Origin of the sequence: Amycolatopsis sp. NPDC051903 (genome assembly GCF_044452505.1) — a bacterium.
Classification (GTDB): Bacteria; Actinomycetota; Actinomycetes; order Mycobacteriales; family Pseudonocardiaceae; genus Amycolatopsis.
Map to the genome: position 1 here is coordinate 167,270 of NZ_JBITBT010000011.1, position 25,634 is coordinate 192,903.

General features: G+C 70.0%; 24 protein-coding genes. 8 read left to right on the forward strand and 16 right to left on the reverse strand.

Features of this window, described 5'->3' with window-relative positions; genetic code table 11:
- Positions 1 to 4: 4 nt before the first annotated feature.
- Positions 5 to 700, reverse strand: coding sequence for a Crp/Fnr family transcriptional regulator (locus ACIA77_RS24210; RefSeq protein ID WP_395888227.1), 696 nt, complete (start codon positions 698 to 700; stop codon positions 5 to 7).
- 169 nt (positions 701 to 869) lie between these two features.
- Between ACIA77_RS24210 and ACIA77_RS24215 the strand changes: the two genes are divergently transcribed.
- The 4 genes from ACIA77_RS24215 (at position 870) to ACIA77_RS24230 (ending at position 5,397) form a co-directional block, all read left to right on the forward strand.
- The gene (locus ACIA77_RS24215; protein ID WP_395888228.1) at positions 870 to 2,759 is read left to right on the forward strand and encodes an FAD-dependent oxidoreductase; all 1,890 of its coding nucleotides are present in this window, start codon (positions 870 to 872) and stop codon (positions 2,757 to 2,759) included.
- Positions 2,760 to 2,939: 180 nt separating this feature from the next.
- Positions 2,940 to 3,236 carry a hypothetical protein gene (locus ACIA77_RS24220; protein ID WP_395888229.1) on the forward strand — a complete coding sequence of 99 codons (297 nt, stop codon included), beginning with the start codon at positions 2,940 to 2,942 and terminating at the stop codon, positions 3,234 to 3,236.
- Positions 3,237 to 3,319: 83 nt separating this feature from the next.
- Positions 3,320 to 3,907, forward strand: coding sequence for a TetR/AcrR family transcriptional regulator (locus ACIA77_RS24225; protein WP_395888230.1), 588 nt, complete (start codon positions 3,320 to 3,322; stop codon positions 3,905 to 3,907).
- Positions 3,908 to 3,987: 80 nt separating this feature from the next.
- Complete coding sequence (locus ACIA77_RS24230) at positions 3,988 to 5,397, forward strand: amidase (protein ID WP_395888231.1); 1,410 nt, start codon at positions 3,988 to 3,990, stop codon at positions 5,395 to 5,397.
- Positions 5,398 to 5,523: 126 nt separating this feature from the next.
- Here the strand turns inward: ACIA77_RS24230 and ACIA77_RS24235 are convergent, their stop codons facing one another.
- The 4 genes from ACIA77_RS24235 to ACIA77_RS24250 form a co-directional block, all read right to left on the reverse strand.
- On the reverse strand, positions 5,524 to 6,450 hold the full coding sequence (locus ACIA77_RS24235) for a 2-dehydropantoate 2-reductase (protein ID WP_395888232.1): 927 nt from the start codon (positions 6,448 to 6,450) through the stop codon (positions 5,524 to 5,526).
- Positions 6,451 to 6,703: 253 nt separating this feature from the next.
- Positions 6,704 to 7,648 (reverse strand): patatin-like phospholipase family protein, encoded by a 945-nt coding sequence (locus tag ACIA77_RS24240; protein ID WP_395888233.1) that lies wholly within the window; start codon positions 7,646 to 7,648, stop codon positions 6,704 to 6,706.
- Positions 7,649 to 7,697: 49 nt separating this feature from the next.
- Positions 7,698 to 8,465 carry an SDR family oxidoreductase gene (locus ACIA77_RS24245; protein ID WP_395888234.1) on the reverse strand — a complete coding sequence of 256 codons (768 nt, stop codon included), beginning with the start codon at positions 8,463 to 8,465 and terminating at the stop codon, positions 7,698 to 7,700.
- Between the two features lie 234 nt (positions 8,466 to 8,699).
- Positions 8,700 to 9,287, reverse strand: coding sequence for a TetR/AcrR family transcriptional regulator (locus tag ACIA77_RS24250; protein ID WP_395888235.1), 588 nt, complete (start codon positions 9,285 to 9,287; stop codon positions 8,700 to 8,702).
- A gap of 188 nt (positions 9,288 to 9,475) precedes the next feature.
- Here ACIA77_RS24250 and ACIA77_RS24255 point away from each other — a divergent pair, with 188 nt between their 5' ends.
- Positions 9,476 to 10,477, forward strand: coding sequence for a zinc-dependent alcohol dehydrogenase family protein (locus tag ACIA77_RS24255; RefSeq protein ID WP_395888236.1), 1,002 nt, complete (start codon positions 9,476 to 9,478; stop codon positions 10,475 to 10,477).
- Positions 10,478 to 10,585: 108 nt separating this feature from the next.
- On the opposite strand, the gene ACIA77_RS24260 is transcribed toward ACIA77_RS24255, so the two are convergent.
- Both ACIA77_RS24260 and ACIA77_RS24265 read right to left on the reverse strand, forming a co-directional pair.
- Complete coding sequence (locus tag ACIA77_RS24260; RefSeq protein WP_395888237.1) at positions 10,586 to 11,593, reverse strand: MBL fold metallo-hydrolase; 1,008 nt, start codon at positions 11,591 to 11,593, stop codon at positions 10,586 to 10,588.
- Positions 11,590 to 11,949, reverse strand: coding sequence for a carboxymuconolactone decarboxylase family protein (locus ACIA77_RS24265; RefSeq protein WP_395888238.1), 360 nt, complete (start codon positions 11,947 to 11,949; stop codon positions 11,590 to 11,592). The genes ACIA77_RS24260 and ACIA77_RS24265 overlap by 4 nt, the downstream gene beginning before the upstream one ends.
- 83 nt (positions 11,950 to 12,032) lie before the next feature.
- Here ACIA77_RS24265 and ACIA77_RS24270 point away from each other — a divergent pair, with 83 nt between their 5' ends.
- Positions 12,033 to 12,968 carry a LysR family transcriptional regulator gene (locus tag ACIA77_RS24270; RefSeq protein WP_395888239.1) on the forward strand — a complete coding sequence of 312 codons (936 nt, stop codon included), beginning with the start codon at positions 12,033 to 12,035 and terminating at the stop codon, positions 12,966 to 12,968.
- Between the two features lie 40 nt (positions 12,969 to 13,008).
- On the opposite strand, the gene ACIA77_RS24275 is transcribed toward ACIA77_RS24270, so the two are convergent.
- From ACIA77_RS24275 to ACIA77_RS24300, 6 genes are read right to left on the reverse strand one after another with little or no spacing between them, the layout of a single operon-like run.
- Positions 13,009 to 13,881: a formylglycine-generating enzyme family protein gene (locus ACIA77_RS24275; RefSeq protein WP_395888240.1), complete on the reverse strand. Its 873-nt coding sequence runs from the start codon at positions 13,879 to 13,881 to the stop codon at positions 13,009 to 13,011.
- 9 nt (positions 13,882 to 13,890) lie between these two features.
- Positions 13,891 to 14,163 carry a DUF202 domain-containing protein gene (locus tag ACIA77_RS24280; RefSeq protein ID WP_395888241.1) on the reverse strand — a complete coding sequence of 91 codons (273 nt, stop codon included), beginning with the start codon at positions 14,161 to 14,163 and terminating at the stop codon, positions 13,891 to 13,893.
- Positions 14,160 to 14,510, reverse strand: a complete 351-nt coding sequence (locus ACIA77_RS24285; RefSeq protein WP_395888242.1) for a YidH family protein — start codon at positions 14,508 to 14,510, stop codon at positions 14,160 to 14,162. The genes ACIA77_RS24280 and ACIA77_RS24285 overlap by 4 nt, the downstream gene beginning before the upstream one ends.
- Positions 14,511 to 15,944 (reverse strand): sulfatase, encoded by a 1,434-nt coding sequence (locus ACIA77_RS24290; RefSeq protein ID WP_395888243.1) that lies wholly within the window; start codon positions 15,942 to 15,944, stop codon positions 14,511 to 14,513.
- 53 nt (positions 15,945 to 15,997) lie between these two features.
- Positions 15,998 to 17,515, reverse strand: a complete 1,518-nt coding sequence (locus tag ACIA77_RS24295) for an arylsulfatase (RefSeq protein WP_395888244.1) — start codon at positions 17,513 to 17,515, stop codon at positions 15,998 to 16,000.
- Entirely contained in the window at positions 17,512 to 18,894 is a 1,383-nt protein-coding gene (locus tag ACIA77_RS24300; RefSeq protein WP_395888245.1) for a sugar porter family MFS transporter, read from the reverse strand. Before ACIA77_RS24300 ends, ACIA77_RS24295 begins: the two co-directional genes overlap by 4 nt.
- Before the next feature lie 137 nt (positions 18,895 to 19,031).
- Here ACIA77_RS24300 and ACIA77_RS24305 point away from each other — a divergent pair, with 137 nt between their 5' ends.
- Positions 19,032 to 20,411: a sulfatase gene (locus ACIA77_RS24305; RefSeq protein WP_395888246.1), complete on the forward strand. Its 1,380-nt coding sequence runs from the start codon at positions 19,032 to 19,034 to the stop codon at positions 20,409 to 20,411.
- Here the strand turns inward: ACIA77_RS24305 and ACIA77_RS24310 are convergent.
- Entirely contained in the window at positions 20,351 to 21,580 is a 1,230-nt protein-coding gene (locus ACIA77_RS24310; protein WP_395888247.1) for an ROK family transcriptional regulator, read from the reverse strand. The genes ACIA77_RS24305 and ACIA77_RS24310 overlap by 61 nt on opposite strands.
- A 126-nt stretch (positions 21,581 to 21,706) precedes the next feature.
- On the opposite strand from ACIA77_RS24310, the gene ACIA77_RS24315 reads away from it, so the two are divergent.
- On the forward strand, positions 21,707 to 22,705 hold the full coding sequence (locus ACIA77_RS24315) for a LacI family DNA-binding transcriptional regulator (protein WP_395888248.1): 999 nt from the start codon (positions 21,707 to 21,709) through the stop codon (positions 22,703 to 22,705).
- Here the strand turns inward: ACIA77_RS24315 and ACIA77_RS24320 are convergent.
- Positions 22,690 to 24,069 (reverse strand): sugar porter family MFS transporter, encoded by a 1,380-nt coding sequence (locus tag ACIA77_RS24320; protein WP_395888249.1) that lies wholly within the window; start codon positions 24,067 to 24,069, stop codon positions 22,690 to 22,692. The two genes, ACIA77_RS24315 and ACIA77_RS24320, sit on opposite strands and share 16 nt — an antisense overlap.
- Positions 24,070 to 24,113: 44 nt before the next feature.
- On the reverse strand, positions 24,114 to 25,463 hold the full coding sequence (locus tag ACIA77_RS24325) for a sulfatase (protein WP_395888250.1): 1,350 nt from the start codon (positions 25,461 to 25,463) through the stop codon (positions 24,114 to 24,116).
- Between the last annotated feature and the right edge of the window lie 171 nt (positions 25,464 to 25,634).

Genomic DNA, 25,634 nt, shown 5'->3' on the forward strand with positions numbered 1-25,634 from the left:
GCAGTCACTCGCGCGAGGTGTCCGCCATGCCTTCGAGGACCTCGGGCCGGACGATCAGCAATCCGCCCTTCGGCAACCGGCGCAACACCCCACGCTCGCGCAACGAGCGCAACGAGCGCGCGACCACTTCGCGAACCGACCCCACCGACCGCGCCAGCTCGTGCTGGTCGGCCACCACCACGAGGCCCTCCGGCTGCCGGACGGCCAGCTCCAGCAGGTGCCGGCTCACGCGCTGGTCGATCGTGCCGAACACGTTGGCACCCAGGGTGTCGATCACCTCGTAACACACCCGGGCCAGCTGCCGGGCCAGCGACCACGCCACCCGGGGGTCCGTCTGTCCGAAGCGGCGCAGCGTTTCCGGGTTGAGGAAGGTGATCCGGCAGTCGGTGATCGCGTAGCCCAGCCACGGTGAGCCGTTGGCGATCGCCGACGTCAGCCCGAGCACTTGCCCCGTGCCCGCGTACCGGACGGTGGCGGTCCGCCCGTCCGGCCCCTCGAGCACCACGCGGGTGAGTCCGGAGTGGATCAACGCGAGCGTGGGCCGGCCGGTCTCCCCGATGAGGTTCCCGGCCGGGACCGTGACGACGAAGGCCTCGGCGAGCATCGCCGTGCGGACCTCGTCGGGCAGCTCTGCCAAGTGGCTGTGGCGCCACGCCTCGAGTGAGCCGCCGAGGGCCCCGCCCTGGTGCACCGCGTGCATCCCGGCACCTCCCGGCAAGTCGGTTCCTCGTGGTGGCCGCGTCGTTCCGACCGACTCTACCTGCCGTTCCGACTGCGGAAAACGCCACGATTGACAGTCAGTCCTGTTGAGCAACTAAACTGGTCGAATCGCTGCGAGCCCGTCGATTCGCGAAGGGAGCCCGACGCCGATGACCGACGCACGCCCCCACGGGAGCCGTTCGGGGATCCTCGTGGAAGCCGAAGGTTTCGCCGACCACGGCGGCTGGACGATGGATTCCCAGTTCGAGTCCGAGATGGGTTCTCCGTACCTGCTCGCCCACGGTCTCGGCCGCCCGGTTGCCGACGCGACGACGACCATCACCGTTCCCGAGACCGGCCGGTACCACGTGTGGGTCCGCACGAAGGACTGGGTGCCCGAGCACCACCCGGGGCGCTTCTCCCTCACCGTGCACGGAACCCGGCTGGCCGCCGAATTCGGGACGCACGGCCGGGACTGGTCCTGGCAGCCCGGCGGCACCGTCCCGCTCAGCCGTGGCGAGGTGCGGCTGGCGCTGCACGACCTGACCGGCTTCGACGGGCGCTGCGACGCGATCTTCCTGAGCCTGACCAGCGAACCACCACCCGACGAGGCTCCTCGCCCGTGGCGCAAGCAGCTCCTCGGGCTCCCGCCGGAACCGGGTGACGGCGGTGAGTTCGACGTCGTCGTGGTCGGCGGCGGAGTCACGGGGTGCGCCGCGGCGCTCGCGGCCGCACGGCTGGGCTGCCGGGTCGCACTCCTCCAGGACCGGCCTCTGCTGGGCGGCAACGCCAGCAAGGAAATCGGCCTCACTCCGCAGGGCAAGTCGGCACCGTTGATCGCCGAACTCGTCGAGCGCTCCGACGACGGCGACCTGCACGCCGCCAAAGTGTTCGAGGCCGAGCCGAACGTCTCGCTGTTCCTGGAGCACCGGGTGTTCGACGCGAGCTCCGACGGATCACGCATCGCCTCGGTCGACGCGCGGGAAGCACGAACCGGCGCCGAGTTCCGTTACCGGGCACCGGTGTTCATCGACTGCACCGGCACCGCGATCCTCGGCCTCCTGACCGGAGCCCGAACCCTCTTCGGCCAGGAGGCCCGCAGCGAATTCGGCGAGCCGCTCGCTCCGCGGAAGCGGGTCGAGTCCCACCACGGCAACACGCTGTTCTTCCGCACCCACCTGGCCGGCGCCCCGGTCGACTTCCCCGATGTGCCGTGGGCGCGCCACGTCGCGAAGGACTTCGCCAAGCTCACGGGACAGGTCGCGAAGCCCGGAGTCGACAACGTCCCCGGCCCCATCGCCGGAAACGGCGTCAAAGCGCAGTTCGCCAGGACAGCCGAAAAGGGTGCGCCGTACCGGAAAACCGTCGGCAAGCTCATGCGCAAGCTCCCGGAACGGCTTCGCGCGCGGCTGACGATGGGCCGGTTCCCCGGTACCCACTTCTGGGAGTACGGCCAGTCGCTCGATCTCTACACCAGCGGCGAGCACGTCCGCGATCACCTGCTCCGCGCCCTGTACGGCACGCTCGCCAACATCAAGCGCCGAGAGCCGGTGACCTACGCCAACCTGGAATTCGACTGGGTCGCCCACGTCACCGCCAAGGGCGAATACCGCCGCTACCTCGGCGACTACCTCCTCACCGAAAACGACATCCGCGACCACACGCCCTTCGACGACGGCGTCGCGCTGAACTCGGGCGCGTTCTGCCTGCACCACGCGGGTCACCGCAAGTACGATTTCCGGCTCAAGAACTGGACCTGGGACACCCGCGACGGGCTGCCCTACCGAGTCCCGTTCCGGTGCCTGTACTCCGCCGACGTGTCCAACCTGATGATGGCGGGCAAGCACATCAGCGTCACCCACGTCGCGGGCGGCTCGACCAAGTTCATGGCCAACGGCGGCCGGCACGCGATCGCCACCGCGGCCGCCGCCTTCCTCTGCACCAAACACGGCACCACACCTCGTGGTGTCTACGAGGCGCACCTGCCGGAGCTGTTCGAAGTGGTGGGCCGGCTGACCGGTGACGAGCACCCGCCCGGTGAGGACGACCTCGCCCCCTAGGCGGATGACCAGGCCGGCGCTCGAACCTCGACTCCGTAACGAAACTGGGCGAAATCGCGCTGTAGCACTGTGCGCAAACTTCTCGTGATCTTGAGCGCTCTGGTCCTCCTCGCCGGCTGCGGCAGCCGGCAGTCGGCGCCGGTAGCGCCCGCGGCTTCGGCGCCGCCGCGGAACGTCTTCGTGGAATCGGCGGAGCGGACCCTCGTCGCGGCGCTGCTGCATCAGATCGACCCCAGGCTGATCGCGCACCTGGATCGCGCGATCGACGGTGTGGAGAACCTGTGCGAGGACCTCGCTCAGGGCAAGGACCACGCGACCGTGGTCAAGAACGCGACCTCGCGCTTCGACGACGGCGACGCGTCGGTCGGCCAGGCGACGGCCGAGAAGATCGTCGCGACGATCGAGCCGAGCAGCATCTGCGAAGTCGCAGAACACCCCAGGCCCGCAGTCACCATCACGGTGCAAGCGAGGCCCTGACCTCCAGCCCGATCGGGCCCGCGCGCAGAGAGTCGGCCACAGATCTCTAGACGACCGGTCTAATCGCCTGCTACGGTGACACCATGCCAGCCCCCAAGGTGGAAACGCGCCAAAGCATCCTCGACGCCGCACGGCGGATCGTCCTGGCCAAGGGTTACGCCGCGGTCGGCATCAACGAGGTGCTGACCGCTGCCGGCGTGCCGAAGGGGTCGTTCTACCACTGGTTCGAGTCGAAGGACGCCTTCGGCGAGGCCATGATGAAGAGCTACTTCGACGACTACTTCGCAACCATGGACGGCATCGTCGCCCGTGCGGAGAAGAGCTCGGCCGAGCACTTGATGCAGTACTGGCAGTACTTCTACGACACGCAAGCCGCGGACGACTGCCAGGGTGGGTGCCTGGTCGTCAAGCTGGGTGCGGAGATCGCCGACCTGTCGGAAGCGATGCGGGTCACGACGAAGTCGGGGACCGCGGCGATCGTCGACCGGCTGGAGCGGATGATCGCCGATGGCGTCGCGGACGGGTCGGTGTCCATCGACGACACCCCCCGCGCGACGGCCGAGAGCCTGTACGACCTGTGGCTCGGGGCCAGCATGATCGCGAAGATCCACGGCAACCCGGGCCAGCTCGACCGCGCCATGGCGGTCACGCGCCAGGTCCTTCACGTCTGACCGACCAGACTCTGCCTGCGGGGTACCGGGTCCCGCAGTGCTGCCCGTTACTAGTAGACCGGTCTAAGAGAGGAACAGCCATGTCCACCGACCTCATCCGCTCCGACGCGACCGAACTCGCGGAGCTGATCCGCACCAAGAAGGTGTCCTCCGTCGAGGTGGTGCAGGCGCACCTCGACCGCATCGAGGCCGTCAACCCGAAGGTGAACGCCATCGTCTCGGTCGCCGAAGGCGCCTTGGAGGCGGCGAAAGCGGCGGACGAAGAGCTGGCGTCGGGCGTGGAGGTGGGGCCGCTGCACGGGGTGCCCTTCACCGTCAAGGATTCGTTCGACACCGCCGGCGTGCTCACCCAGCGCGGTTCGCCGATCTTCGCGGGCCGCGTCCCGGACACGGACGCCACGGCGGTGGCGCGCATGAAGCGCGCCGGCGGGGTCCTCCTCGCGAAGACCAACCTCCCGGAGTTCTCGTACGCGGTCGATTCCGACAACGCCCTGACGGGCGAGACGAACAACCCGTGGGATCTCAGCCGCACGGCCGGCGGTTCGAGCGGCGGCGAGTCCGGCGCGATCGCGGCGGGCATGTCGCCGATCGGTCTCGGCAGCGACCTGGCCATCTCGGTGCGCGGGCCGGCCGCCAACACCGGGATCGTGGCCCTGAAGCCGACGCACGGGCGCATTCCGATGACGGGGATCTGGCCGCGCGAGCCGCGCCGTGACTGGCACGCCGGCCCCATGGCCCGCACCATCCGCGACCTCGCGCTGGCGTACTCGTTCCTGTCCGGTCCCGACGGTGCCGACGGCTTCTCCTCGACCGTTCCGGCGGCGTTCGACGCCGGTTCGGGCTTCTCGCCGGAGCGGACCGTTCGCGTCGGCTGGCTGGTCAACTCCGGACTCGGCCCGGTCGACCCGGAGGTCGCGGCAACCGTGGCGGCGGCGGCCGAAGCGCTGCGCGGTGCGGGGGTGCACGTCGAGGCCGTGAGCATCCCGGCTCTCGAGCGGGACACCCCGCTCGAGTTGTTCACCCTGCAGCACGTCATGGAGGTGAAGCCGTCCTACGCGGAGGCCACCGCGGGCCACACCGACCAGATGTACACCGCGTCCAAGTTCATGCGCGACGCACCCGGGACGTCCATTGAGGACTACGTGCTGGCCGAGCAGGGTGTCGAGCGGCTGCGGGACGGCTTCGCGGCGTACTTCCAGCAGTACGACGCGCTGCTGCTCCCGGTGACCACGGTTCCCGCGCACAAGCACGGGACCACGAAACTCACCTTGGACGGCAAGACGCTCAGCATCTTCCACGTGATGTCGACGACCGTGCCGTTCAACCTCACCGGGCTCCCGGCCCTGTCCCTGCGGTTCGGCACGTCCGGCGACGGCCTGCCGATCGGTGTGCAGCTGGCGGCCGGCTGGCACGCCGAGTCGACGATCCTGCACCTCGCCTCGCTGCTGGAAACGCTGAGCCCGGTCCGCGGCCTGCACCCCGCCCTCTGACGCGCCGGGTGCCCCGAGGGGACCCTCGGGGCGCCCGGGCCGACCCACATCCCGTGCAGCTCAGCTCCAGCGTCCACTGTGGTTCGTTGATGCGCGTCGCGCTGCAGCTCCGTCGCCTTGGGCCGGTCAGGCGGCCAGGACCCGATTCTGGTGCACCCGCAGGTTGATGGTCGCGAGCTTCAGCAGCGGGGTTTCGACGCCGAGCTTCTCGCCGCGCAGCACGAGGTCGGCGAAGACGTGTTCGACCTCGGTGGGCAGGCCGCGGGAGAGGTCCCGGTAGAAGGAGGGAGCGAAGGCCGAGTCGTGCGCGGTGAGCAGGCCCCTGGTGGTCGCGAACTCCTGGCCGGTCATCGGGTGGCCGGCCGCGGCGGACACGGCCGCCGCTTCCGACACGACCTCCGTCGCGAAGTCCGCTCCCCCGGGGACGGCGGCGATTTCGCCGATATTGCCGTGCAGCAGGGTGGTAATCGCACCGGCCGAGGCGATGAACACCCACTTGTGCCACATCTCCGTGACGATCCGGTCGGACGTCGCGAACGGGAAGCCGGCGGACCCGAAGTCGCGCGCGAGCGCGGCCAGCCGGGGCGTCTGCTGGCCGGATTGCTCACCGATGACCATGTCCGCGAGCGGCGCGAGCTGGCGGATGTCGCCGTTCTCGTCGACGAACGTGACGACCTTGACCACCCCGCCCAGCACCGCACCGGAGCCGAATCGGTCGTTGAGGACATCGAGGTGGGCCATGCCGTTCAGGAAGGGGATGATTCCCGGTTCCGGTCCCACGGCCGGGGCGAAATCCTCGATCGCGGCGGGCAGCGCGGCTGCCTTGACCGACAGCAAGATCGCGTCGTACGCGCCGGAGAGCTCCCCCGCGACGAGGAGCTCGGGGTGCAGCACCTCCGTACGCTCCGCGCTCACGATGCGCAGGCCGCGCTCACGCAGCACCTCACGACGTCGTGGCCGAACCAGAAACGCCACGTCGTTGCCTGCCTGCAAGAGTCGCGCACCGAAGTAGGCACCCGTCGCCCCCGCGCCGACGACCAAGAGTCGAGCCATAGCTGAAACCTCCCGGAATCCCACGTGCGGCATCACAGGCAGCACCTGTCCCAGCGTAGCTCAGCTGACTTTTAAAACACAAGCCAGAAGGGTTCCCACCCGAAATCACCCGTGGGGTGCGCAGTTGGTACGCGCGGACAATCCGGACGGTCCATTCAGGACCTTCCGGGTAGGCGGAACGAGAAGTACTCGCCCATCGACACCACCCGCCACTGCTCCACAGCCGCGCCATCGACGTCGACACCTCGTGCAGCTACTGTTCGTTCCACCACGCCTTGAGGTCTCCGGCGGCTTTGCGCCCCTGCTGTCTGCCTGCTTCCGTTGCTGCGTCGATGAAACGTGAGTCGAGCAAATCGGCGGGCTTCTGGTAGTAGGGGTCGGAGACGAGGACCCGCACGTCGTAGCCGTGCTGGGTGAGGATGGAGTTCTCGCGTGCGATGTCGTCCGCGGGCCGGCAGGCCACGATCAGGACCTTGCCCCCGCTGGGGAGCAGGTCACCGTGTCCGTTGGCTGCGTTGAGGATCAGGTCGGCGTTGGTGGCGGAGCGGACTCCGCCGTCGACCCAGACGGCGCCGGCGGCGTCGACGGCCGGCGCGACGCCCGGAGCCGCGGTGGAGCACGCGATGCCGACGGCTACCGGGATTTCGTCGTCGGCCGACCAGGTGTGTGCTTCGCCGGTTTTGACGTTCACGCTCGCCATCGCCAGGTTGCGCGGCCACGAGCCCTCGGGTGATCCGAGTTTCCACAGTGCTTCGGCTTCCGCGGTCGACAGTGGCGGCTCCGCTTCGACCGCGGCCTGGGCGATCGCCACCATCGAAGGCGCGCCGGCCTCGGACTTCTTGGCCAGCAGGCGCGTAAGCTTGTCGCGGTCGCTGCGGCCGTTCGTGGCGCGATCGGCGTGCCAGGCCGCCCGTTCGCGCATCCGGTCGGGCAGCGCAGCGAGGCCGTGCGGACGCATCGTCAGCCAAGCGCCGACGATCGCTCCCGCCGACGTGCCCACCACGACATCACAGTCGGCAGCCGAGAGCCCAGCCGTGCCGAGTTCGAGAAGCACCATCGCTTCCCACGACGCGCCGACGGGTCCCCCGCCACCCAAGACCAGTGCCTTCGCCGGAGCAGGACCCCGTTGTCGAATATCGTTCATCCGAGAATGGCCTTTCATCGTTGCCCGGTGTTGATTCTCGAACGCGGCGCTCACCGAAGCGGCCCGTGACGCGCGGACGGCACGGAGAGGTCGGGCCGGCGGGTCACCAGTTGATGTCGAAGGGGAAAAAGACCTCGTCCTCGGGTGCGGCCTTGCGGGCGGCCAGGATCTTGACCGCGGTCGCACCGGCCGGCACGCGCAGCGGCGGGTTCTGCTGCTCGATCGTAACGGCTACGACCGTCGCAACTTCTTCCGGTGTCACGACCTCGCCGCGGGTTTTGACCAACTCGTCGAACAGCGGGCCGTACGGGTCGTCGTCCGCGCGGTACACCTTTGCCTTCGCGCCACCGTTCGTGGCCACCACGCCCGGTTCGATGACGCTGACCTTCACACCGAAGTGCCCGGTTTCGATGGCGAGCACTTCGGCCATGGCTTCCACCGCCCATTTGCTCATCCCGTACGGGCCGATGATCGGCAACACCATTCGGCCCTGGATGCTGGACACGAACACCAGGTGGCCGGACCCGCGTTCGCGCATGCCGGGCAGGGCGGCCTGGACGACCCGCAGCGCGCCCAGCGTGTTCAGGTCGAACAAGCGGCCGACCTCGGAGACGGGAACGCTCTCCAGGGGAGCGCGCATGGTCTCGCCGGCGTTGTTGATCACGACGTCGATCTCGCCGGCAGCGGCGACCGCGGCGTCCACACTGGACTGATCGGTGACGTCCAGCCGCAGCCGCTCGGCGACGGGCAGGTCGGCCAGGCTGTCCGGATTGCGGGCGGTGCCGATGACCCGGTGCCCGCGCCGGGCGAGCTCCAGCGCCATGGTCCGGCCGATGCCCTGCGAGGCGCCGGTGATGAGGATTGAAGCCATCTTTGAAATCTCCTGCCTGCCGAGTTGCCGGGAACGAGTGAGGACACGTCGCGGCGAGACGATGACCGTCCGGCCAAGGTCCTCGCACGAGGTGCGTGAGTCCAATGCGGACTGGCGGCCAACCCCCGCAACGGACGGCGACGTGGCCCGCCCGCCGTGACCGAGACTAACATCTATCTATGTCGAGCGACATAATTTTCGGCCATAGTTGGAGTGATTCACCTGACTCGCGTGTCAGTCGCGGACCGCAGCGAAGGCCTGAGCGCGCCCGACCAGGGTGTCGCGGACCGCGTCGAACGGCTCGGGGCTGCGCAGGGCGCGCGAGGTCACCATCGCTCCCTCGACACCCGCCACCGTCGCGTGCGCGAGCTCGCGGGCGTCGGCGGTGTCGGCGCCGAGCACCACGAATTGGAGCGCCAGGGTCTCGACCATCAGGACGAACGCGCGCCGGCTGGCGGCGCCGAGTTCCTCGGAAGCCCCGCCGACCTCGAGGACCAGCGGCGCGATGGTGCAACCACGTCCGTAGTCGCTGGCCAGCATGCCTTCACGGGCTCGCTCGACGTAGGCCCGGACCAAGCCCTCGGGCGAGGCAGCCTCTCCGGCGAGCTGGGTGATCAGGTCGACCTGCTCGCGGGTGTGCACCTCAGCCGCTTCGGCGGCCATCTGAACCTTGCCCTGCGGGAAGTGGTAGTAGACCGACCCGCGGGGCGAGGCGCTGCGCTCGACCACGTCGGACAGCGCCATGGAGTGGTACCCGTGTTCGCGGATGAGCTGGCGGGCGGCCCCGACCATGCGCTTCTTGGTGTCTGAACGTCGAGCCATGGGCTGAGTGTACCGCCGTTGCATGTATGACGAACGACATATAGGGTCGCGCAGCGTGGTATGTCGAGCGAAATAATCGGTGGGCGCCGATCCGAGCGATCACGGGCGCGACAGCCGACGGAAGGTCCCGTCGCGCCGCACCCGCCTCGCCCAATCCGAGTAGTCCCCTTTTCCCGAGGAGTCTCACCATGAGCCGTAACGTCCGCTTCCACGAGATCGGTGGTCCCGAAGTCCTGAAGCTCGAGGACGTTCCCGAGCCGGCGCCGGCTGCCGGTGAGGTCCTGATCCACGCCCGTGCCTGGGGGCTCAACCGAGCGGACTCCCTGTTTCGCCAAGGACAGTACGGTGTTGCCCCGGTCCTCCCCTCCGGGCTGGGGTTCGAGGTTGCCGGGCTCGTCGCGGCGGTCGGCGACGGCGTCAGCGAATTCCACGTCGGCCAAGCCGTCAGCGTGGTGCCGGGCTTCGACCTGCTCGCGTACCCGATGCACGGCGAAGCGGTTCTGGCGCCCGCGCACGCCGTCGTGGCCCATCCCGATCAGCTTTCCTTCGAGCAGGCGGCCGCGACGTGGATGCAATACATCACCGCCTACGGCGGGCTCGTGGACATCGCGAACACGCAACCCGGGGACACCGTGGTGATCTCGGCCGCGTCCAGCAGCGTCGGCCTTGCGGCCGTTCAGATCGCCGGCCGAGTCGGCGCGAAAGCCGTGGCACTCACGCGTACGAGCGCAAAGCGGCGACAACTTCTGGACGCCGGCGCCGGCGCGGTGATCGCCACCACCGAGGAAGACGTCGTCGCCCGCATTCGCGAGCTGACCGACGAGCGAGGCGCGAGGGTCATCTTCGACCCGGTCGGCGGCGCCACCCTCGCCACCTTGATCGAGGCCGCTGCCCCGGGCGCGACGCTCGTCGTCTACGGCGTACTCGACTTCACCCCGGCAACCGTGAACGTGATGGAGCTGCTGCTCAAGCGGCTCACCATCCGCGGGTTCGGCGTTGCGGAACTCGCGGCGGACAGCCGGCGTTTGACGGCGGCGGTCGACTTCGTCCGAACGGGCGTTGCCGCCGGCGACCTCATTCCCGTCATCGACAAGGTGTTCCCGCTGGAGGATTTCGCCGAGGCGCACCGCCACCTGGAGCGCAACGACCAGGTCGGCAAGATCGTGGTCGCCCTCTCCCCCAAGGAATAGAGGCCGCCTCGAAAACGTCACGGCTTCACCCCACGACGCCCTCCGCCGTCGAGGTCCGGGCTCGCACGGTCACGGTGCGGGTCTCGAGGCGCGGAGCACGTCGGCGACTCAGCGCGCGAGCAGGCGGTGAACCGAGCCGCTGCTGCTCGGCACCCACGCGGCGGGAAGGGCCGCAGCCAAGGCCTGCTGCGCGCGCCAGCCGGTGCAGTGGCCGGGCGCGAGCAACGTCGGCGACAGTTCGGCCAGGGCAGCCACAGTCGGGTCGATGATCGGCTCGAACGCGCGGCCGCCCAGGTGCAGGCCACCGACCAGCGCGTGCAATCGGTCGACTTCGGTGAGGCGTTGAGCCTGCTTCACGATGTTGACCACTCCGGCGTGGCCGCAGCCCGTCAGAACGACCAGGCCCTTGCCCCGCAGGTTGACGACGAGGGCCTGATCATCGACCACCAACGGATCGTGTCGCCATTCGCCGTCGAGCCACGCCTGGTGGGACGGTGGCATCCCCTTCTCGAACTCCGTCGACCGGACAACCTCGCCCGTGATCAGCACGCAGCCGTCGGCCAGCAGCGACGGCTCGCGTCGCTCGATCACGTCGAAACCCCGCTCGGCCAGCGCTTCCTTGCTCAACGTCGGCAGTTCGAAGACGTCCCGTCCCGGGACAGCCATCCGGCGCTTGGTCCAGACCCCGGGGTGTGCCAAAACGGGCAGCCGATCACGGCGGAGGCGATCGATGAGCCCGGCCAGGCCTCCCGTGTGGTCGAAGTGGCCGTGGCTGAGCACCACGCCCTCAACCGTGTCCAGGTCGACGCCGAGCCGGTCGGCGTTGGTGACCATCGCCGAGGGAGAGAGCCCCGTGTCGAACAGCAGGGTGGTCTCCCGAGCGCCGCGTCGTACGGTGACCAGCGAAGAAAACCCGTGCTCGCCCAGCAAACCGACCTCGGTGCGGCCGCCTTCGAACTGCGGGCTGGGCCGGCTGGCCCGCCCGAACGTTTCGCGGGTGGTGAAGGGGCCGTCTTCCAGCAGGCCGTCGTAGACGTTGTCCACGAGCGTGGTGATGCGGATTTCCTCGACCGGTGTCAGCGCGACCGGGTCCACCACGGCACTCGTCCCGGTCATGCCGGGTCGAGCGCATGACCGTGGCCCGCGTCCGGGTCGTTGTACAGCTTCATGGCCAGGAGCCCGTGAGCGACTGCGCCGCCGCCCCGAACGGCGCCGGCGATCAGCACGGCCTCCGCGAGTTCCCCGGAGGTCGTGCCTTGCTCACGCGCCGCCGACGTGTGCACGTCGATGCAGTAGGCGCATTGCGTGGTCAGAGCGACGGCGATCGCGATCAGCTCGCGGTACCGACGAGGAATTTCGCCATCCTCTCGCGAAACCACGTCCTGGTAATCCATGAACTTCTTGTACTCGGCGGGCGCGGATTTCTTCAGCGCCGCCAGGTATTTCATGTCTGAGGAGTCGTGATACTGCATGCCTCAAGGGAATCCCCTGCGACCTCTCCCGGTCAAAGACCAATTCGCCCGACGAGGCCGGGTACTTGATATAATGACTGGTCATGGACCTGAGGCAGCTGCGCTACTTCGTCGCGGTCGGGGAAGAGCTCAGTTTCTCGCGCGCCGCCGCACGACTGCAGATGTCGCAGCCTCCCCTCAGCCAGCGGATCCAAGAGCTCGAACGGGAACTCGGCTGCTCGCTGCTGGACCGATCGGTGCGCCCGATTCAGCTCACGGATTCCGGACGCATTCTGTTGGACGAGGCTCGAGATATCCTGAACCGGGTGGAACGAGCCCAAGTGCGTACCCGTTCGGCGGGACGGAGCCGAACACTGACGATCGGCGTCGTATCGGAAGCGGTCGCCGGATTCGTCGCCGGTCTCAGTTCTCAGCTCCGAGACGTGCTGGGTGCGCGGTACCCCGAATTGTCCCTTCGCGTCCGGGTGCAGGGAATCACCACTCCGGCTGCGGGGTTGCCGACGGGACAGTCGGACATCGCCATCACCCGGCTGCCGTTCGACACCCGAGGCATCGCCACCTGCTCGTTGGGCGACGAACCGCTGGTCGCGGTGCTCCGGTCGGACGATCGGCTGGCAGAGCGCGCGGAGGTCGCATCCGGTGAGCTCCGCACGCACTCGTGGTGCCAGCTCCCGCCTGACACCGATCCGCTGTGGCGCGAATACTGGCTCGGCAACCCCGGCTCGTCGGGCCACGGGGGTGAACACCGGATCGGGCCGGTGGTCCGCTCGCTCTCCGAGTACATCCAGTGCGTAGCGTGGGAAGGTGCGGTCGCGGTGCTTCCCACCAGCGTCGCGCGGCTTTATCCGGCAGCCGGGGTGAGCTACGTGCCGCTGGCCGAGCAGCCCGAGAACCACCTTGTCCTGGCGTGGCCGTCCGACCGGGCCGACAAGGTGGTCCTCGACGTGGCGGAGGCCATCGCCTCCGCCGCCGCAAGCCACGGTTCGCTCTTCTTCGAACCGCTGTGCCACCGCGGTTGATCGAACCCACCTGGAGCACCCCGTGCCCCGGGTGTGGTCGCTAAACGTCGGCGACGGTGCGGAAGCCCGTGTTGCCGCTGGAGCTGTCCGGGGTGTTGCCCGTGCGGGCGGCCACCCGGTAGCGGTTGCAGTAGGACTCGTGGCACAGGTACGAACCGCCCCGCATCGACCGGTTCCCGGGGTCGAACGAGTCCGCGCACCACTCCCACACGTTGCCCGACACGTTGTACAAACCGAACCCGTTGGGCTGAAACGCATCCACCGGCGCCGTACCGACGTAGCCGTCCTCTTCCGTGTTGCGCACGGGAAAGCGGCCCTGCCAGATGTTGCACCGGTGCTCCCCACCCGGGGTCAGCTCATCACCCCACGGATACCGCGCCTGATCCAAACCACCACGCGCGGCGTACTCCCATTCGGCTTCGCTGGGCAGCCGCCGCCCGGCCCACCGGCAGTAGGCCACGGCGTCGTTCCAGGACACGTGCACCACGGGGTGGTCCAGCCGGGCGTCGACGTCGCTGCCCGGGCCCTCCGGCGCCCGCCATGACGCGCCGGTGACACCGATCCACCACGGGGTCTGCTGCGGCCGCGGCGCACCCTTGCGCAACGCCGCCGGCACGAACTTCGCGAACACATACGTCCAGCCGAACTCCTCGGCCTCCGTGCGATACCCGGTCGCTTCCACGAACTCCGCGAACTTCGCGTTCGTCACCGCGAACGCGTCGATCGCGAACGACGCCACGGTAACCTCGCGCACCGGACCCTCACGGTCATCGGGAAACCCGTCCGCGTCGTCGGTGCCCATTCGGAACGTGCCACCCGGCAACACGAGCAGACCATCGGCATTGGTCGCCGGACCGAGCGCAACCTCACCCGAGGACCCGGACGACCGGGACGGTGGACAACAGTGGGACACGAGCACCTCCTACTCGCACACTAACCGCAGGGTCACCAGCAGCGCCGTGACGCACGCCGCACCGGCCGAAACCTGAAGGGGCCACCGCCGAGCGCCCGGGCGCCGCCCGGTCAGCCACGCGACGACGACCACCACGACCGCGCCCACACCGGCCGCCAGATCCAGCACGGAACCGGCCACAAACCCGGTGCGCAGCAGCAACGCGGCCACGACCGCCGCCGACAGGCCCGTGCGCTGCCACGCCAGCGCGGTGCGTTCGGGCTGCAACCCGCGATCGCTCACCGCACCACCACGACGAACACCACCACCAGGCCCGTCAGCGCCGCGACCACGCCGACCACCGCGGGCAGCCAATCCATCGGCAACGGCCGGCGGTGCCGCATCGCGCGCTGCACGCTCGCCCACCGCCGGTAGGCCAGCCCGGCCAGCACGGTCCCGGCCACCGCGAGCAACACCGCCAGCCCCGTGCGCACCCCGGCGATCGCGAACGGCGGCACCATCTGGGTCAGCGCGACGGCCCCGGCGACCAGCGCCAGCGACGTGCGCAGCCACGCCAGGAAGGTGCGCTCGTTGGCCAGCGTGAAGCGGTAGTCCGGTTCCTCGCACTCGGTGTACCAGCGCGGGCTCACTCAGACCCCCGCCGGCCGCGGCTGGCTCGGGTGCGGTTTGTCGCCCAGCCGGGCCTGTTCCCGCCACATCGAGGTCTTGAGCTCCTCACGGATCTGGGCGTACGCCGGATCGCCGTAGACGTTGCGCAGTTCCTGGGGATCGGTCACCAGGTCGTAGAGCTCCCACTCCGGCGGGTAGGTGAACGGCCCGGTGCCGGGCAGGCCGAGCCCGTCGTTGTAGAAGTAGATCAGCTTGTACCGCTCGCCGCGGTAGCCGTAGTGCGCGGGCGCGCGGTGGAACTTGTCGTCGTGCTCCCAGTAGCGGTAGTAGATCCCCGCCGCCGGGGGCTGCGCCGGTTCGCCGGCGAGGTCGGGCCAGAAGCTGCGGCCCTGCATGCGCGGGTGGTGGGCCACACCCGCGGCGTCGAGAATCGTCTGGGCGAAGTCGACGTTGGTGACCAGGTCGGTGAACACCTCGCCGGCGGCCAGCCGGCGCGGGTAGCTCAGCACGAACGGCATCCGCAACGACTCCTCGTACATGAAGCGCTTGTCGAACCAGCCGTGGTCGCCGAGGAAGAAGCCCTGGTCGGAGGCGTACATCAGCAGCGTGTCGGCGAAGTCCCCGCGGGCGCGCAACCAGTCGATCACGCGGCCGACGTTGTCGTCGACGCTGGCCACGCACGCCAGGTAGTCCTCCATGAACCGCTGGTACTTCCAGATCGCCAGCTCCTCGTAGCTCAGCCCCTCGGGCGGGGTGACCTTGAGGTCCTCCTCGTTGAGGTTCTCCGCGAGCCGCACGGCGGCGCGCCGGGCCGAGGACGAGCGGGTGGCGTAGTCGTCGTCGAACGTCGCGGGCAGCGGCACCGGGTCGGTGTACATCCCTTGGTGCTTTTCGTCCGGTTCCCAGGGCCGGTGCGGGGCCTTGTGGTAGATCAGCACGCACCACGGGTCGTCGCCGTCGAGCCCGTCGACCCAGTCCGTGGCGAGGTCGGTGATGATGTCGGTCGCGTAGCCCTCGACCGTGCGCAGGCCGTCGGCGGAGAGGAAGCGCGGGTTCCAGTACTCCCCCTGCTCGATCACGACGTCCCAGTAGTCGAAGTTCTGCGGGTCGTGGCCGGCTCCGTCGCCCATGTGCCACTTGCCGATCATCGCGGTGCGGTAGCCCGCTTCGCGCAGCTGGCTGATGAACGTCGGCTGGCTCGCGTCGATCGGGGTGACGAGCGTGGTCACGCCGTTCACGTGGCTGTAGGTGCCGGTGAGGATCGACGCGCGGCTGGGCGAGCACAACGCGTTGGTGGCGAAGCAGTTGTCGAAGCGCCAGCCGTGCTCGGCGATCTCGTCGATGCGCGGCGTGCGGTTGACGACCGAGCCGTACGCGCCGATCGAGTGCGAGGCGTGATCATCGGTCAGGATCATCACGATGTTGGGCCGACGGTCGCACGTCGCGCTGCCCATGGGGCTCCCTCCCATATTTTCTCCACTTTCAAAACTAACACGAGTGATCCACTTCAGTGGGCGCGGATGGTCTCCCACGGGATCACGCCGACCTCTTCGGCCCACCGCTGCCAGGCCGCGGCGAGCTCCGCGACGAGCGCGGGCCAGCCGGCCGCGAGGTCGTGCAGCTCGGCCCGGTCCTCGGCGAGGTCGTAGAGCTCCCACGGCCCACCGGCCTCGCGCACGATCTTCCAGCGGCCGCGGCGTGCGGCGGCGTTGCCGATGTGCTCCCAGAACAGGGTGTGCCCGTCGTCGGCGGGTTCACCGCGCCACTCCGGCAGCATCGACGTCCCCGGCCCCGCCGGCACCTCGAGCCCGGCGGCGTCGAGCAGGGTCGGCAGCACGTCGGTCAGCTGGTGGGGCGCGTGGGCGACGGTGCCGTTCGCCAGGCCACCGGCGGGCCAGGAGACGAGGAGCGGCGTCGCGATGCCACCCTCGTGCACCCACCGCTTGTAGAGCCGGAACGGCGTGTTGGACAGGTTCGCCCACGCGCGGCCGTAGCTGGCGAACGTGTCGGCGCCGCCGGGCGCGATGGCCGGCTCGTTGCCGATCCGCATCGGCGCGCCGTCGACGGTGTGCGAAGGCTGGCGTTCGCGGAACTTCGGGGCGTCGAAGGGCGGCAGGTCCTCCGCGCTGGCACCGTTGTCCGACAGGAACACCACCAGCGTGTCGTCCGCGACGCCGGCTTCCTCCACAGTGGACAGTACGTGGCCGATGGCCCGGTCCATCGCCGTCACCTGCGCGGCGTACACGCTCATCCGGCGGGCCTGCCACTCCCGGTGCGCGGCGTCCGCCCACGCCGGTTCGCGGGCGTCGCGCGGGCTCAGGACCGCGTCGTCGCCGACGAGTCCTTCGGCGGCCAGCCGCTTGAACCGCCGCTGCCGCAAGGTGTCCCAGCCCTCGTCGTAGCGGCCTTCGTAACCGCGGACGTCCTCTTCGGGTGCGTGCAGCGGCCAGTGGGGCGCGGTGAAGGCGAGGTAGAGGAAGAACGGCTTGCCCGCGCCGGCTTGGCGCGCGACGAAGTCCGCCGCGTGCCGGCCGACGGCGTCGGTGAAGTAGTAGCCGGCACCGGGGATCGGCTGCCGTTGCTCGCCGGAGTAGAGCGCGCGCGGGTGGAAGTAGTCCCCCGCGCCGCCGAGGATGCCGTGGAACTCGTCGAACCCGCGGCGCGTCGGCCAGGTCTCGTCGGGCACGTCGGTCTGCGCCGACAGGTGCCACTTGCCCGACAGACAGGTCGCGTACCCGGCCTCGCGGAACAGCTCCGCGACAGTCGGCACCGCCGGGTCGAGCGAGCCCGCGTACCCCCACGGCCGCTGGTCGTCGTTCAGGATGCCCACGCCGGTTTCGTGCGGGTGGCGGCCGGTGAGCAGGCTCGCCCGCGAAGGCGAACAGCGCGCCGTGTTGTAGAACGCCGACATCCGGACGCCGCCGCGGCCGAGCCGGTCGAGGTGCGGGGTGTCGATCTCGCCGCCGTAGCAGCCGAGGTCGGAGAAGCCGAGGTCGTCGGCGAGGATCAGGACGACGTTGGTCATCGCGCTGCCTGCTGTCCACTTCGGACGCCCGCTTCGATCTCCTCGAGCGTGCGGCCCTTCGTCTCCGGCACCCAGGCCAGCACGAACAGGCACGAGACCACGCCCATCACCGCGAAGACGGCGAACGCCGTACCGCTGCCGGCGGCCAGCAGGATCGGGAACACCAGAGACAGCGTGAACACCGAGGCGAAGTTGAAGATCTCCGCGAAGCCCAGCGCCGAACCGCGCACGCTCAGCGGGAGGATCTCCGACGCGACGATGCGCGTCGCCGTGCCCCACGACAGCGAGTAGGTCGCCTTGAAAACCGTGAGGCAGGCGATCGCGAGGAATCCGCTGACGCCGACCGTGAGCCCGGTGGTCCAGGAAAGCACCGCCATCGCGGCCATGCTCGCACCCATCACGAGCCCGCCCGTGATCAGCAGCGGCCGGCGGCCCCAGCGGTCGATCACGCGCGTGGCGATGACCGTGAAGATGATCGACACGATGCCGAAGCCGATGGTGTTGAGCAGCGAGGCCTCGTCGCTGAAGCCGATCTTCTTGAGGATCGTCGGCGCGTAGTAGACGACCGTGTTGATGCCCAGCAGCTGAGTGAGGATCGAGACGCCCACGGCCACCAGCACCACGCGCCGGAAGCCCGGCTTCAGCGCGGCGCGCCACGACGGCTTGGTCCGCGCGAGACTTTCGCGCATTTCGGTGAGCGCCCGCTCGACCTCGTGCTCGTCCACCTGCCGGGCCAGGCCTTCACGCGCTTCGTCGACGCGGCCGCGGGTCAGCAGCCACCGCGGGCTCTCGGGCAGCACCCAGATCCCGACGACGAGCACCAGCGCCGGCACGAGCGCGACGGCGATCATCCAGCGCCACGCGTGCGTCGAGGACAGCGCGTAGTTCACCAGGTAGGCGAGCAGGATGCCGCACGCGATCATCAGCTGGGTCAAGGCGCCGACGCGGCCGCGGATGCGGGCGGGCGAGATCTCGGCGAGGTAGATGGGCACCGACACCGCGACGATCCCGATGCCGACGCCGATCACCGCGCGGCCGGCCATCAGCATCGGCACCGACACGGCCAGCGAGCACACGGCGATACCGACGCCGAAGACGAGCCCGGCGAGGAAGATCAACCGCTTGCGGCCCAACGGGTTCGCGAGCACACCGCTGACGATCGCACCGACCGCCGAGCCGACCGACAGCGACGAGGACACCAGACCCTGCGCCGCCGGGGTCAGGTGGAACTCCTTGGTGATGTAGAGCAGGGCGCCGGCGATCACGCCGTTGTCGTAACCCCAGATCACGGCACCGAGCGCACCGAAGAAGTACACGAGCCCCGGCCGGACGCCCCGCGGGCGCACCTCAGCCGAGAGCCGGGCGGCGAGCTGACTCATACCGGAACCCACCTTCGTTGGAGGACGGACATCGCCTATGCTCTGTCCCGGGGAAAGTTTTTTTATCGAGCGGAGAAATTAACAGGGTGGGCTGCTCCTGACAAGAGCCCACCCCCGGCGGCCCGGAAGCGAGCGGCATGACGAACATCCTTCTGATCACCGCGGACGACATGGACGGCCGCACGCCGGGCGCGTTCGGCGGACCTGCCGCCGCGACGCCGCGGCTCGACGCGCTGGCAGCGGAGGGGATGGTGTTCCGCCGCGCCCACGTCGCGGCGGCCGTGTGCCAGCCGAGCCGGTCGGCGATCCTCACGGGCCGGTGGCCGCACCGCAACGGCGCCGAGGGCTTCGAGCCGATCCGCGACGGCGTCGGCGTGTTCACCGATCTGCTGCGCGAAGCCGGCTACGTCACCGGCATCCTCGGCAAGGTCGACCACCTCCAGCCCGTCGAACGCTTCGGCTGGGACGTGGCCCGCGGTATGCGCGAGCTCGGGCTGGGGCGCGACCCCGCGGCGTACGGCCGGGCCACGGAGGAATTCCTCGCCCAAGCCGCCGCGGGTGGACGGCCGTGGTTCCTCATGGCCAACGCGCACGACCCGCACCGGCCGTTCCACGGCAGCCGCGCCGAAGCGGGCAAGTGGACGGCCGAAGAACGCGCGACCTACCCCGCGCCGTCCCGCACGTTCGACGCGAGCGAAGCCGAGGTCCCGGAGTTCCTGCCGGACCTGCCCGACGTGCGTACCGAATGCGCCGAGTACCTGAGCTCGGCCCGCCGCTGCGACGACGTGGTGGGCGCCGTGCTCGACGCGCTCGAGCGTTCGGGCGCCGCGGCCGACACGCTCGTGGTGTTCCTGTCCGACAACGGCATGGCGTTCCCCTTCGCCAAGGCCAACTGCTACCTGCGCAGCACGCTGACGCCGTTCGTCGTGCGGTGGCCCGGCGTCACCGAACCCGGCAGCGCCGGCGACGACGCGTTCGTGAGCATGCTCGACCTGTTCCCGACCTTCTGCGAGGCGGCGGGCGTCGCCGTGCCCGCCGATCTCGACGGCCGGTCACTGCTGGCGCTGCTGCGCGGCGAACCGGACGCCGGGCGCGAGCGCGTGTTCACGGTGTTCCACGAGACGTCGGCCAAGCAGCGCTTCGAAATGCGCTGCACGCAGGACGCCCGGTTCGGCTACCTCTGGAACGCGTGGTCGGACGGGCGCGCCTACCGCGCCGAGAACATGGAGGGCCTCACCTGGCCGGCGATGGTCGCCGCGGCGCAGGACGATCCGGCGGTCGCCGAGCGCTTCGCATTCTACACCACCCGCGCGCCCGAGGAGCTGTACGACCTCGTCGCCGATCCCGGCTGCCTGCACAACCTGGCCGCGGACCCCGCGTTCGCGGACGAGCTGGGCAGGTGCCGCCGGCACGTCGCCGGGTGGCTGGCCGCGACCGGTGATCCGCTGGAAAGCTCTTACCTGGCCCCGGAAAGCGCGTCGAGCGGCGAGAACTCGCGGTCGGCGGGCGCGGTGTAGAAGAACTGCTCCAGCGCGGTGGCCGCCGCGCCGACCGTGCCCGCGTTGTCACCGAAACTGGTCCGCCGCACCTGGAAGGATTCCCGCAGCAAAGGGAAAACGCGTTCGCGCGTCGCTGTCGCGAGGTCGCCCAGGAACACGTCGGACGCGTTCGCGAGCATGCCGCCGACGACGATCAGTTCGGGGTTGAAGAGGTTCACGACGCTGGCGAGCCCGGTCGCGAGGTCACCTAGGTACTGCGTACGCACGCCGTCGAGCGCCGGGTCCGCGATCGCCGCCCGATCGATCGCGGACAGCGGCGCGTGACCGGGCCGTTCGTGCCCGACCGCGGCCAGCCGCCGGGCGAGAGCCGGTTCGGAAGCGACGGTTTCGAGGCACCCGTGCGCCCCGCACGCGCACAGCTCACCGTCACCGACCAGCTGCAGGTGGCCGAGCTCGCTCACGCCGTGACGCCCGCCGGCGAACAACTGGCCCCGCAGCACGAGCCCCAGGCCGACGCCGGTCCGGGCGTGCACGAACGCGATGTCGCGGCCGGTCTGCCCGAAGCGGTTCTCCGCGAGCGCCATGCTCTGCACGTTGTGCTCGACGGTCGCGGGGCGGCCGCACACGCGTTCGAGGATCCGGGCCATCGGCACGTCGCGCCAGCCCAGGTTCACGGCCATGAGGTTCACGCGCCGCTCGGCGTCCACCGGCCCGGGCGCGCCGACGCCGAGCGCGATGACCTCGGTCGCCGCCGTCTCGAGCAGCTCCGCGCGCACGCGCTCGGCGACGTCGGTCATGACCTGCCCGGCGTCGCGGTCTTCGGGAAAGGTGAACTGGATCGTCCGCTGGGTGGCGCCGACGGCGTCGACCAACGCGGCCTGCACGGTGCCGACGCCGATCTGAACGCCGCACACCGCGACGGCGTCGGGCACCAGCCGCAGTCCGATGGCCGGGCGCCCGATCCGCGACTCGGCCCCGCTGCCGGTCTCTTCGACGTATCCGCTCGCGATCAGCGGCGTCACCGCCTTCGTGACGGTGGTCGGCGAGAGCCCGGTGATCTCCGAGAGCCGGCTGCGCGACAGCCCGGGTTGCGTCCGCAGCAGCCGCAGGACGAGGCCCCCGTACTTCCCCTCCACGACGGGCGCCGAGCCGGGAAGCGGGTTCGAACTGCTGGTCACGGAGCGCACGGCGACATATTACACACGGCCGGGACTTAGTGTCGCGAGTGGAGAAACTGGGCGTTGCCTCTGCTCACTCACGCGTTGACGCGCCAACAGGGCCGTGCACGCGCGGTGGCCCGCTACGCTGAGTGCGTGGGTTCACGGATCACGCTCAAGGACGTCGCGGCGCGAGCCGGGGTTTCGCGGGCCACGGCGTCGCTCGTGGTGCGAGGCGCTGGCCGGGTCTCGGAGGCGACGCGCAAGCGCGTGTTCGACACCATGGACGAGCTCGGGTACGTGTACCACCGCGGCGCCGCGGCCCTGCGCAGCCAGCGGACGGACGTCGTCGGTGTCCTGGTCACGGACATCTCCAACCCGTTCTTCGCGGAGATGACGCTCGGGCTCGAGGCCGAACTGGACACGCGGGGGTTCGTGTCGCTGCTGACCAACACGCTCGACGACCCACGCCGCCAGGACCACCTGCTCACCGCCCTGCGCGAGCACCAGGTCGCGGGCCTGGTCGTGGTGCCCACGCAAGGCACCGACGCGGGCCTGATCGACAAGCTCGAGGCGTGGGGTGTCACCTACGTGCTGGCCACCCGCTACCTCGAAGACCGCACCACGCACTACGTCGGGCCCGACGACGTCCACGGCGGCGAGCTGGCCGCCGCGCACCTGATCGAACGCGGCTGCCGGACGCTAGCCTACCTCGGCGGCCCGGCCCGCGCGGTCGCCCGCCGCGACCGCGTGCGCGGGGTGCGCGCTGCCGCCGAGGGGAAGGCCGAGGTACTCGACCTGCCCGGCGAGACCAGCGGCCGCGGCGGCCGGGAGGTCGCGCGGCAGCTGACCGAGGTGCCCGACGGCGTCATCTGCCACAGCGACGTCGTCGCGTTCGGCGTCTACCGCGAACTGCGCGACCGCGGCGCGCGGGAGCCGCTGGTGGTCGGCTTCGACGGCGTCGCCGAAGGCGAGCTGTGGGAGCCACCGCTCACCAGCGTCTCGGCCCACCCGCGGGAGCTCGGCCGGCAGGCGGCGGAGCTCCTCACGCGGCAGCTGACCGAGCGCTCCGCCGCCCCGGAGGTCGTGCTGATCGAACCGGAGCTGGTCGTGCGCCGCTCGACGGACACCACACCGCGTCAGCGCGCGAGCTGAACCGCCGCCTGTTCGACGTCCTCCAGGCTCTTGCCCGCGCCCGTTTCGGGCAGCAGCTTCGCGACGAACACCACCGCGATGATCCCGACCACGGCGAAGATGCCGAAGCTCAGCGCCGCGCTCGTCGCGAGGATCTCGGGGAAGAACTGGTTGACCACGAAGTTCGCGAACCACTGCAACACCAGCACGAGACCCGACGCGCTGCCGCGGATCGCGGACGGGAACAGCTCAGACACGACCACCCGCACCAGCACGCCCCACGCGAAGGCGAACGACGACAGGAACACGATCATCCCGATCAGCGTCGCGTAGGCGCCGGCCACCGACGGACCGGACTGCAGCAGCGTGTAGATCGCGAGGAACAGCTGCGCCACCGTCATCCCGATGGCGCCGAACAGCAACAGCCGCCGCCGCGGGATCCGGTCCACCAGCGCGATGCCGAGGATCGTGAACACCACGTTGGCCACGCCGATGCTGATGTTCGCGGTGACGGCCGCGGCTTGCCCGAAGCCGGCGTGCGCCAGGGTCGTCGGGGCGTAGTAGACGATCGAGTTCGTCCCGACGGTCTGCGCGAGCACCGCGAGGACGACCCCGGCGGCCGTGCTGCGCCGCAGCGCGGGCGAGAACATCTCCCGCAGCACGTCCGCGGTGCTGCGGCGGTTGCTGTTCGCGGTCGTCACGACCCGGTGCAGCTCGTGCAGCTCTTCGTCCGCGGTGGCGGCCCGGCCCAGCCGGGCCAGAGCGCTCCGCGCGTCGCCGTCGCGGCCCTGCTGCACGAGCCAGCGCGGGCTTTCCGGCGCGAAGAACAGCGCGCACACGATCAGGACCGAGGGGATCAGCGTGAACCCGAGCATGAGCCGCCACTGACCGGACGCGTTGAGCGAATAGCCGACGAGGTAGGCGAGCATGATCCCGAGCACGACCATCATCTGGCCCAGCGCGCCGATCTTGCCGCGGTGGCGCGTCGGCGCGATCTCGATGAGGTACACCGAAACCACCACGGCGGACGAACCCACGCCGAGGCCCATGACCAAGCGCCCCAGCACGAGGATCGCCACGGACGGCGCCACCGCCGCGACCAGGCCGCCGAGGCCGAAGATCGCGCCGACGAGCAGCAGGGTCGGGCGGCGGCCGTGGCGGTCGGCCAGCCGGCCGGCGAAGCCGACGCCGATCGCCGCGCCGAGCAGGAGCGAGCTCACCACGAGCCCCTGCGTCGCCGGGGTGAGCGGGAACTCCTTCTTGATCGACAGCATCGCGGTGCCGATGATGCCGGTGTCGTAACCGAAGAGGAGCTCGGCGAAGGCACCGATGAGGTAGATCCCCCACGGCGCTCGGGCCGGGGATCCGACGGCGGTTTCGGTCATGTGAGTACGTCCTTGTCTCTCATGCTCTCGCGGGGACCGGGGATTCACGAGGGGTCTTCGGGGGTGCGGGACGCCAGCGGCGCCAGTGGTGGCAGCGCGTCGACTTCGCGGCTGCGCGGTCCCGGCGGCGGTGAGCCGCCGGCCAGGACCGGGTCGTCGGTCGCGACGAGGCGCTCGTCCAGCAGGCGCGCGTACTCGGCCAGCACTTCGGCGTACGCCGGGTCTTCGACGACGTTCGTGAGCTCGTCGGGGTCTTTCCGGCGGTCGTAGAGTTCTTCGGCCGGACGGGGCGCGAGGTGCGCGTCGCCCATCCCCCGCCGGGTCGCGCTGTTCTCGAGGTCGAGCGACAGCGTGAGCAGCGGCCCGGACCGGAAGTTCCGGATGTAGGTGAACTCGCGCGAGCGCACGGCGCGCATCGGATCGTAGCTGTCGTGGTAGCTCTTGCCCGGGTAGAGCACGCGGTCCGGATCACCGGTTCCCCCGCGCAGCAACGGAACCAGGCTCGTGCCTTCCAGTTCCGCCGCCGGTGCGCCACCCGCGACGTGGAGCAGGGTCGGCACGAGGTCGAGGTGCGAAACGAGGTCGGTGACGCGGCGCGGCGCGGCGGCCCACGAGCGCGGCGGCCGGACCAGCAGGGACACCCCGGTGCCGGCGTCGTAGAGCGTGCTCTTCGCGCGCGGGAACGCCGCGCCGTGGTCGGTCGTGAAGATGACCATCGTCGTCTCGGGGTCGAGCGTCTCGTCGATCGTGCGCAGCAGGGCGCCCATCGCGTCGTCGAGCTGCCGGATCGAGCCGTGGAACGCGGCGATGTCCTCGCGGGTGTGCTCGTTGTCGGGCAGGAAGTCCGGCACGTCGACGCGTCCCGGGTCGGCGGGCGTGTAATCCTCCGCCGGCCAGGGCCGGTGGACCTCCCACACGCCGACGGTCAGGAACAGCGGCTTGCGGTCGCCGCGGTCCGGGCACGCGCGCAGCCAGCCGGCGGCCGCGTCGGCGACCTGGTGCGCGCGCGGCAGGAACCCGAGACCGCCGACCTCGTCGAAGCCCAGCACGGTCGGGTCGGGGTGTTCGTGCTGCAGCCCGATGAGCACCGAGTGGTACCCGAGCGGGCGCAGCCGTTCGGGCGCGGTCACGATGTCGTGGCGGTAGCGCCAGCCGTGGTGCGCCAGGCCTTCGACGCCGTTGCGGTGCGGCGAGAGCCCCGTGAACAGAGCCGCGCGAGCCGGTGAGCAGAGCGGGGCGGCCGCGTGGGCGTTGTCGAACACCACGGCGTCCTCCGCGAACGCGGCCAGGTTCGGGCTCGGCACGTGCGGCATGCCGTACACCGAGAGCCACCGCCCGAGGTCGTGGCCGTGGACGAGGACGACGTCCGGCGAGTCCGCCTTCTGCTCAGGCACCCAAACTCCTTCGCGCCAACCGTGGTAGATCGATCTACCTTCGCTAGATCGATCTACCATAGCTCCACCCAGCGCCGCCGACAAGCACTCCGCACTGTGACCAACGACGAGACAACCAGTGCCACGCGACGCCTTGACGGCCACTCTTTGCCCATGTCAGCCTTGCGAGAT

Excerpts from the sequence above, each read along its gene's own strand:
- ACIA77_RS24210 (WP_395888227.1), bottom strand. The coding sequence starts at position 700 with ATGCACGCGGTGCACCAGGGCGGGGCCCTCGGCGGCTCACTCGAGGCG.
- ACIA77_RS24215 (WP_395888228.1), top strand. The coding sequence starts at position 870 with ATGACCGACGCACGCCCCCACGGGAGCCGTTCGGGGATCCTCGTGGAA.
- ACIA77_RS24225 (WP_395888230.1), top strand. The coding sequence starts at position 3,320 with ATGCCAGCCCCCAAGGTGGAAACGCGCCAAAGCATCCTCGACGCCGCA.
- ACIA77_RS24230 (WP_395888231.1), top strand. The coding sequence starts at position 3,988 with ATGTCCACCGACCTCATCCGCTCCGACGCGACCGAACTCGCGGAGCTG.
- ACIA77_RS24235 (WP_395888232.1), bottom strand. The coding sequence starts at position 6,450 with ATGGCTCGACTCTTGGTCGTCGGCGCGGGGGCGACGGGTGCCTACTTC.
- ACIA77_RS24245 (WP_395888234.1), bottom strand. The coding sequence starts at position 8,465 with ATGGCTTCAATCCTCATCACCGGCGCCTCGCAGGGCATCGGCCGGACC.
- ACIA77_RS24250 (WP_395888235.1), bottom strand. The coding sequence starts at position 9,287 with ATGGCTCGACGTTCAGACACCAAGAAGCGCATGGTCGGGGCCGCCCGC.
- ACIA77_RS24255 (WP_395888236.1), top strand. The coding sequence starts at position 9,476 with ATGAGCCGTAACGTCCGCTTCCACGAGATCGGTGGTCCCGAAGTCCTG.
- ACIA77_RS24260 (WP_395888237.1), bottom strand. The coding sequence starts at position 11,593 with ATGACCGGGACGAGTGCCGTGGTGGACCCGGTCGCGCTGACACCGGTC.
- ACIA77_RS24265 (WP_395888238.1), bottom strand. The coding sequence starts at position 11,949 with ATGCAGTATCACGACTCCTCAGACATGAAATACCTGGCGGCGCTGAAG.
- ACIA77_RS24270 (WP_395888239.1), top strand. The coding sequence starts at position 12,033 with ATGGACCTGAGGCAGCTGCGCTACTTCGTCGCGGTCGGGGAAGAGCTC.
- ACIA77_RS24290 (WP_395888243.1), bottom strand. The coding sequence starts at position 15,944 with ATGGGCAGCGCGACGTGCGACCGTCGGCCCAACATCGTGATGATCCTG.
- ACIA77_RS24295 (WP_395888244.1), bottom strand. The coding sequence starts at position 17,515 with ATGACCAACGTCGTCCTGATCCTCGCCGACGACCTCGGCTTCTCCGAC.
- ACIA77_RS24300 (WP_395888245.1), bottom strand. The coding sequence starts at position 18,894 with ATGAGTCAGCTCGCCGCCCGGCTCTCGGCTGAGGTGCGCCCGCGGGGC.
- ACIA77_RS24305 (WP_395888246.1), top strand. The coding sequence starts at position 19,032 with ATGACGAACATCCTTCTGATCACCGCGGACGACATGGACGGCCGCACG.
- ACIA77_RS24320 (WP_395888249.1), bottom strand. The coding sequence starts at position 24,069 with ATGACCGAAACCGCCGTCGGATCCCCGGCCCGAGCGCCGTGGGGGATC.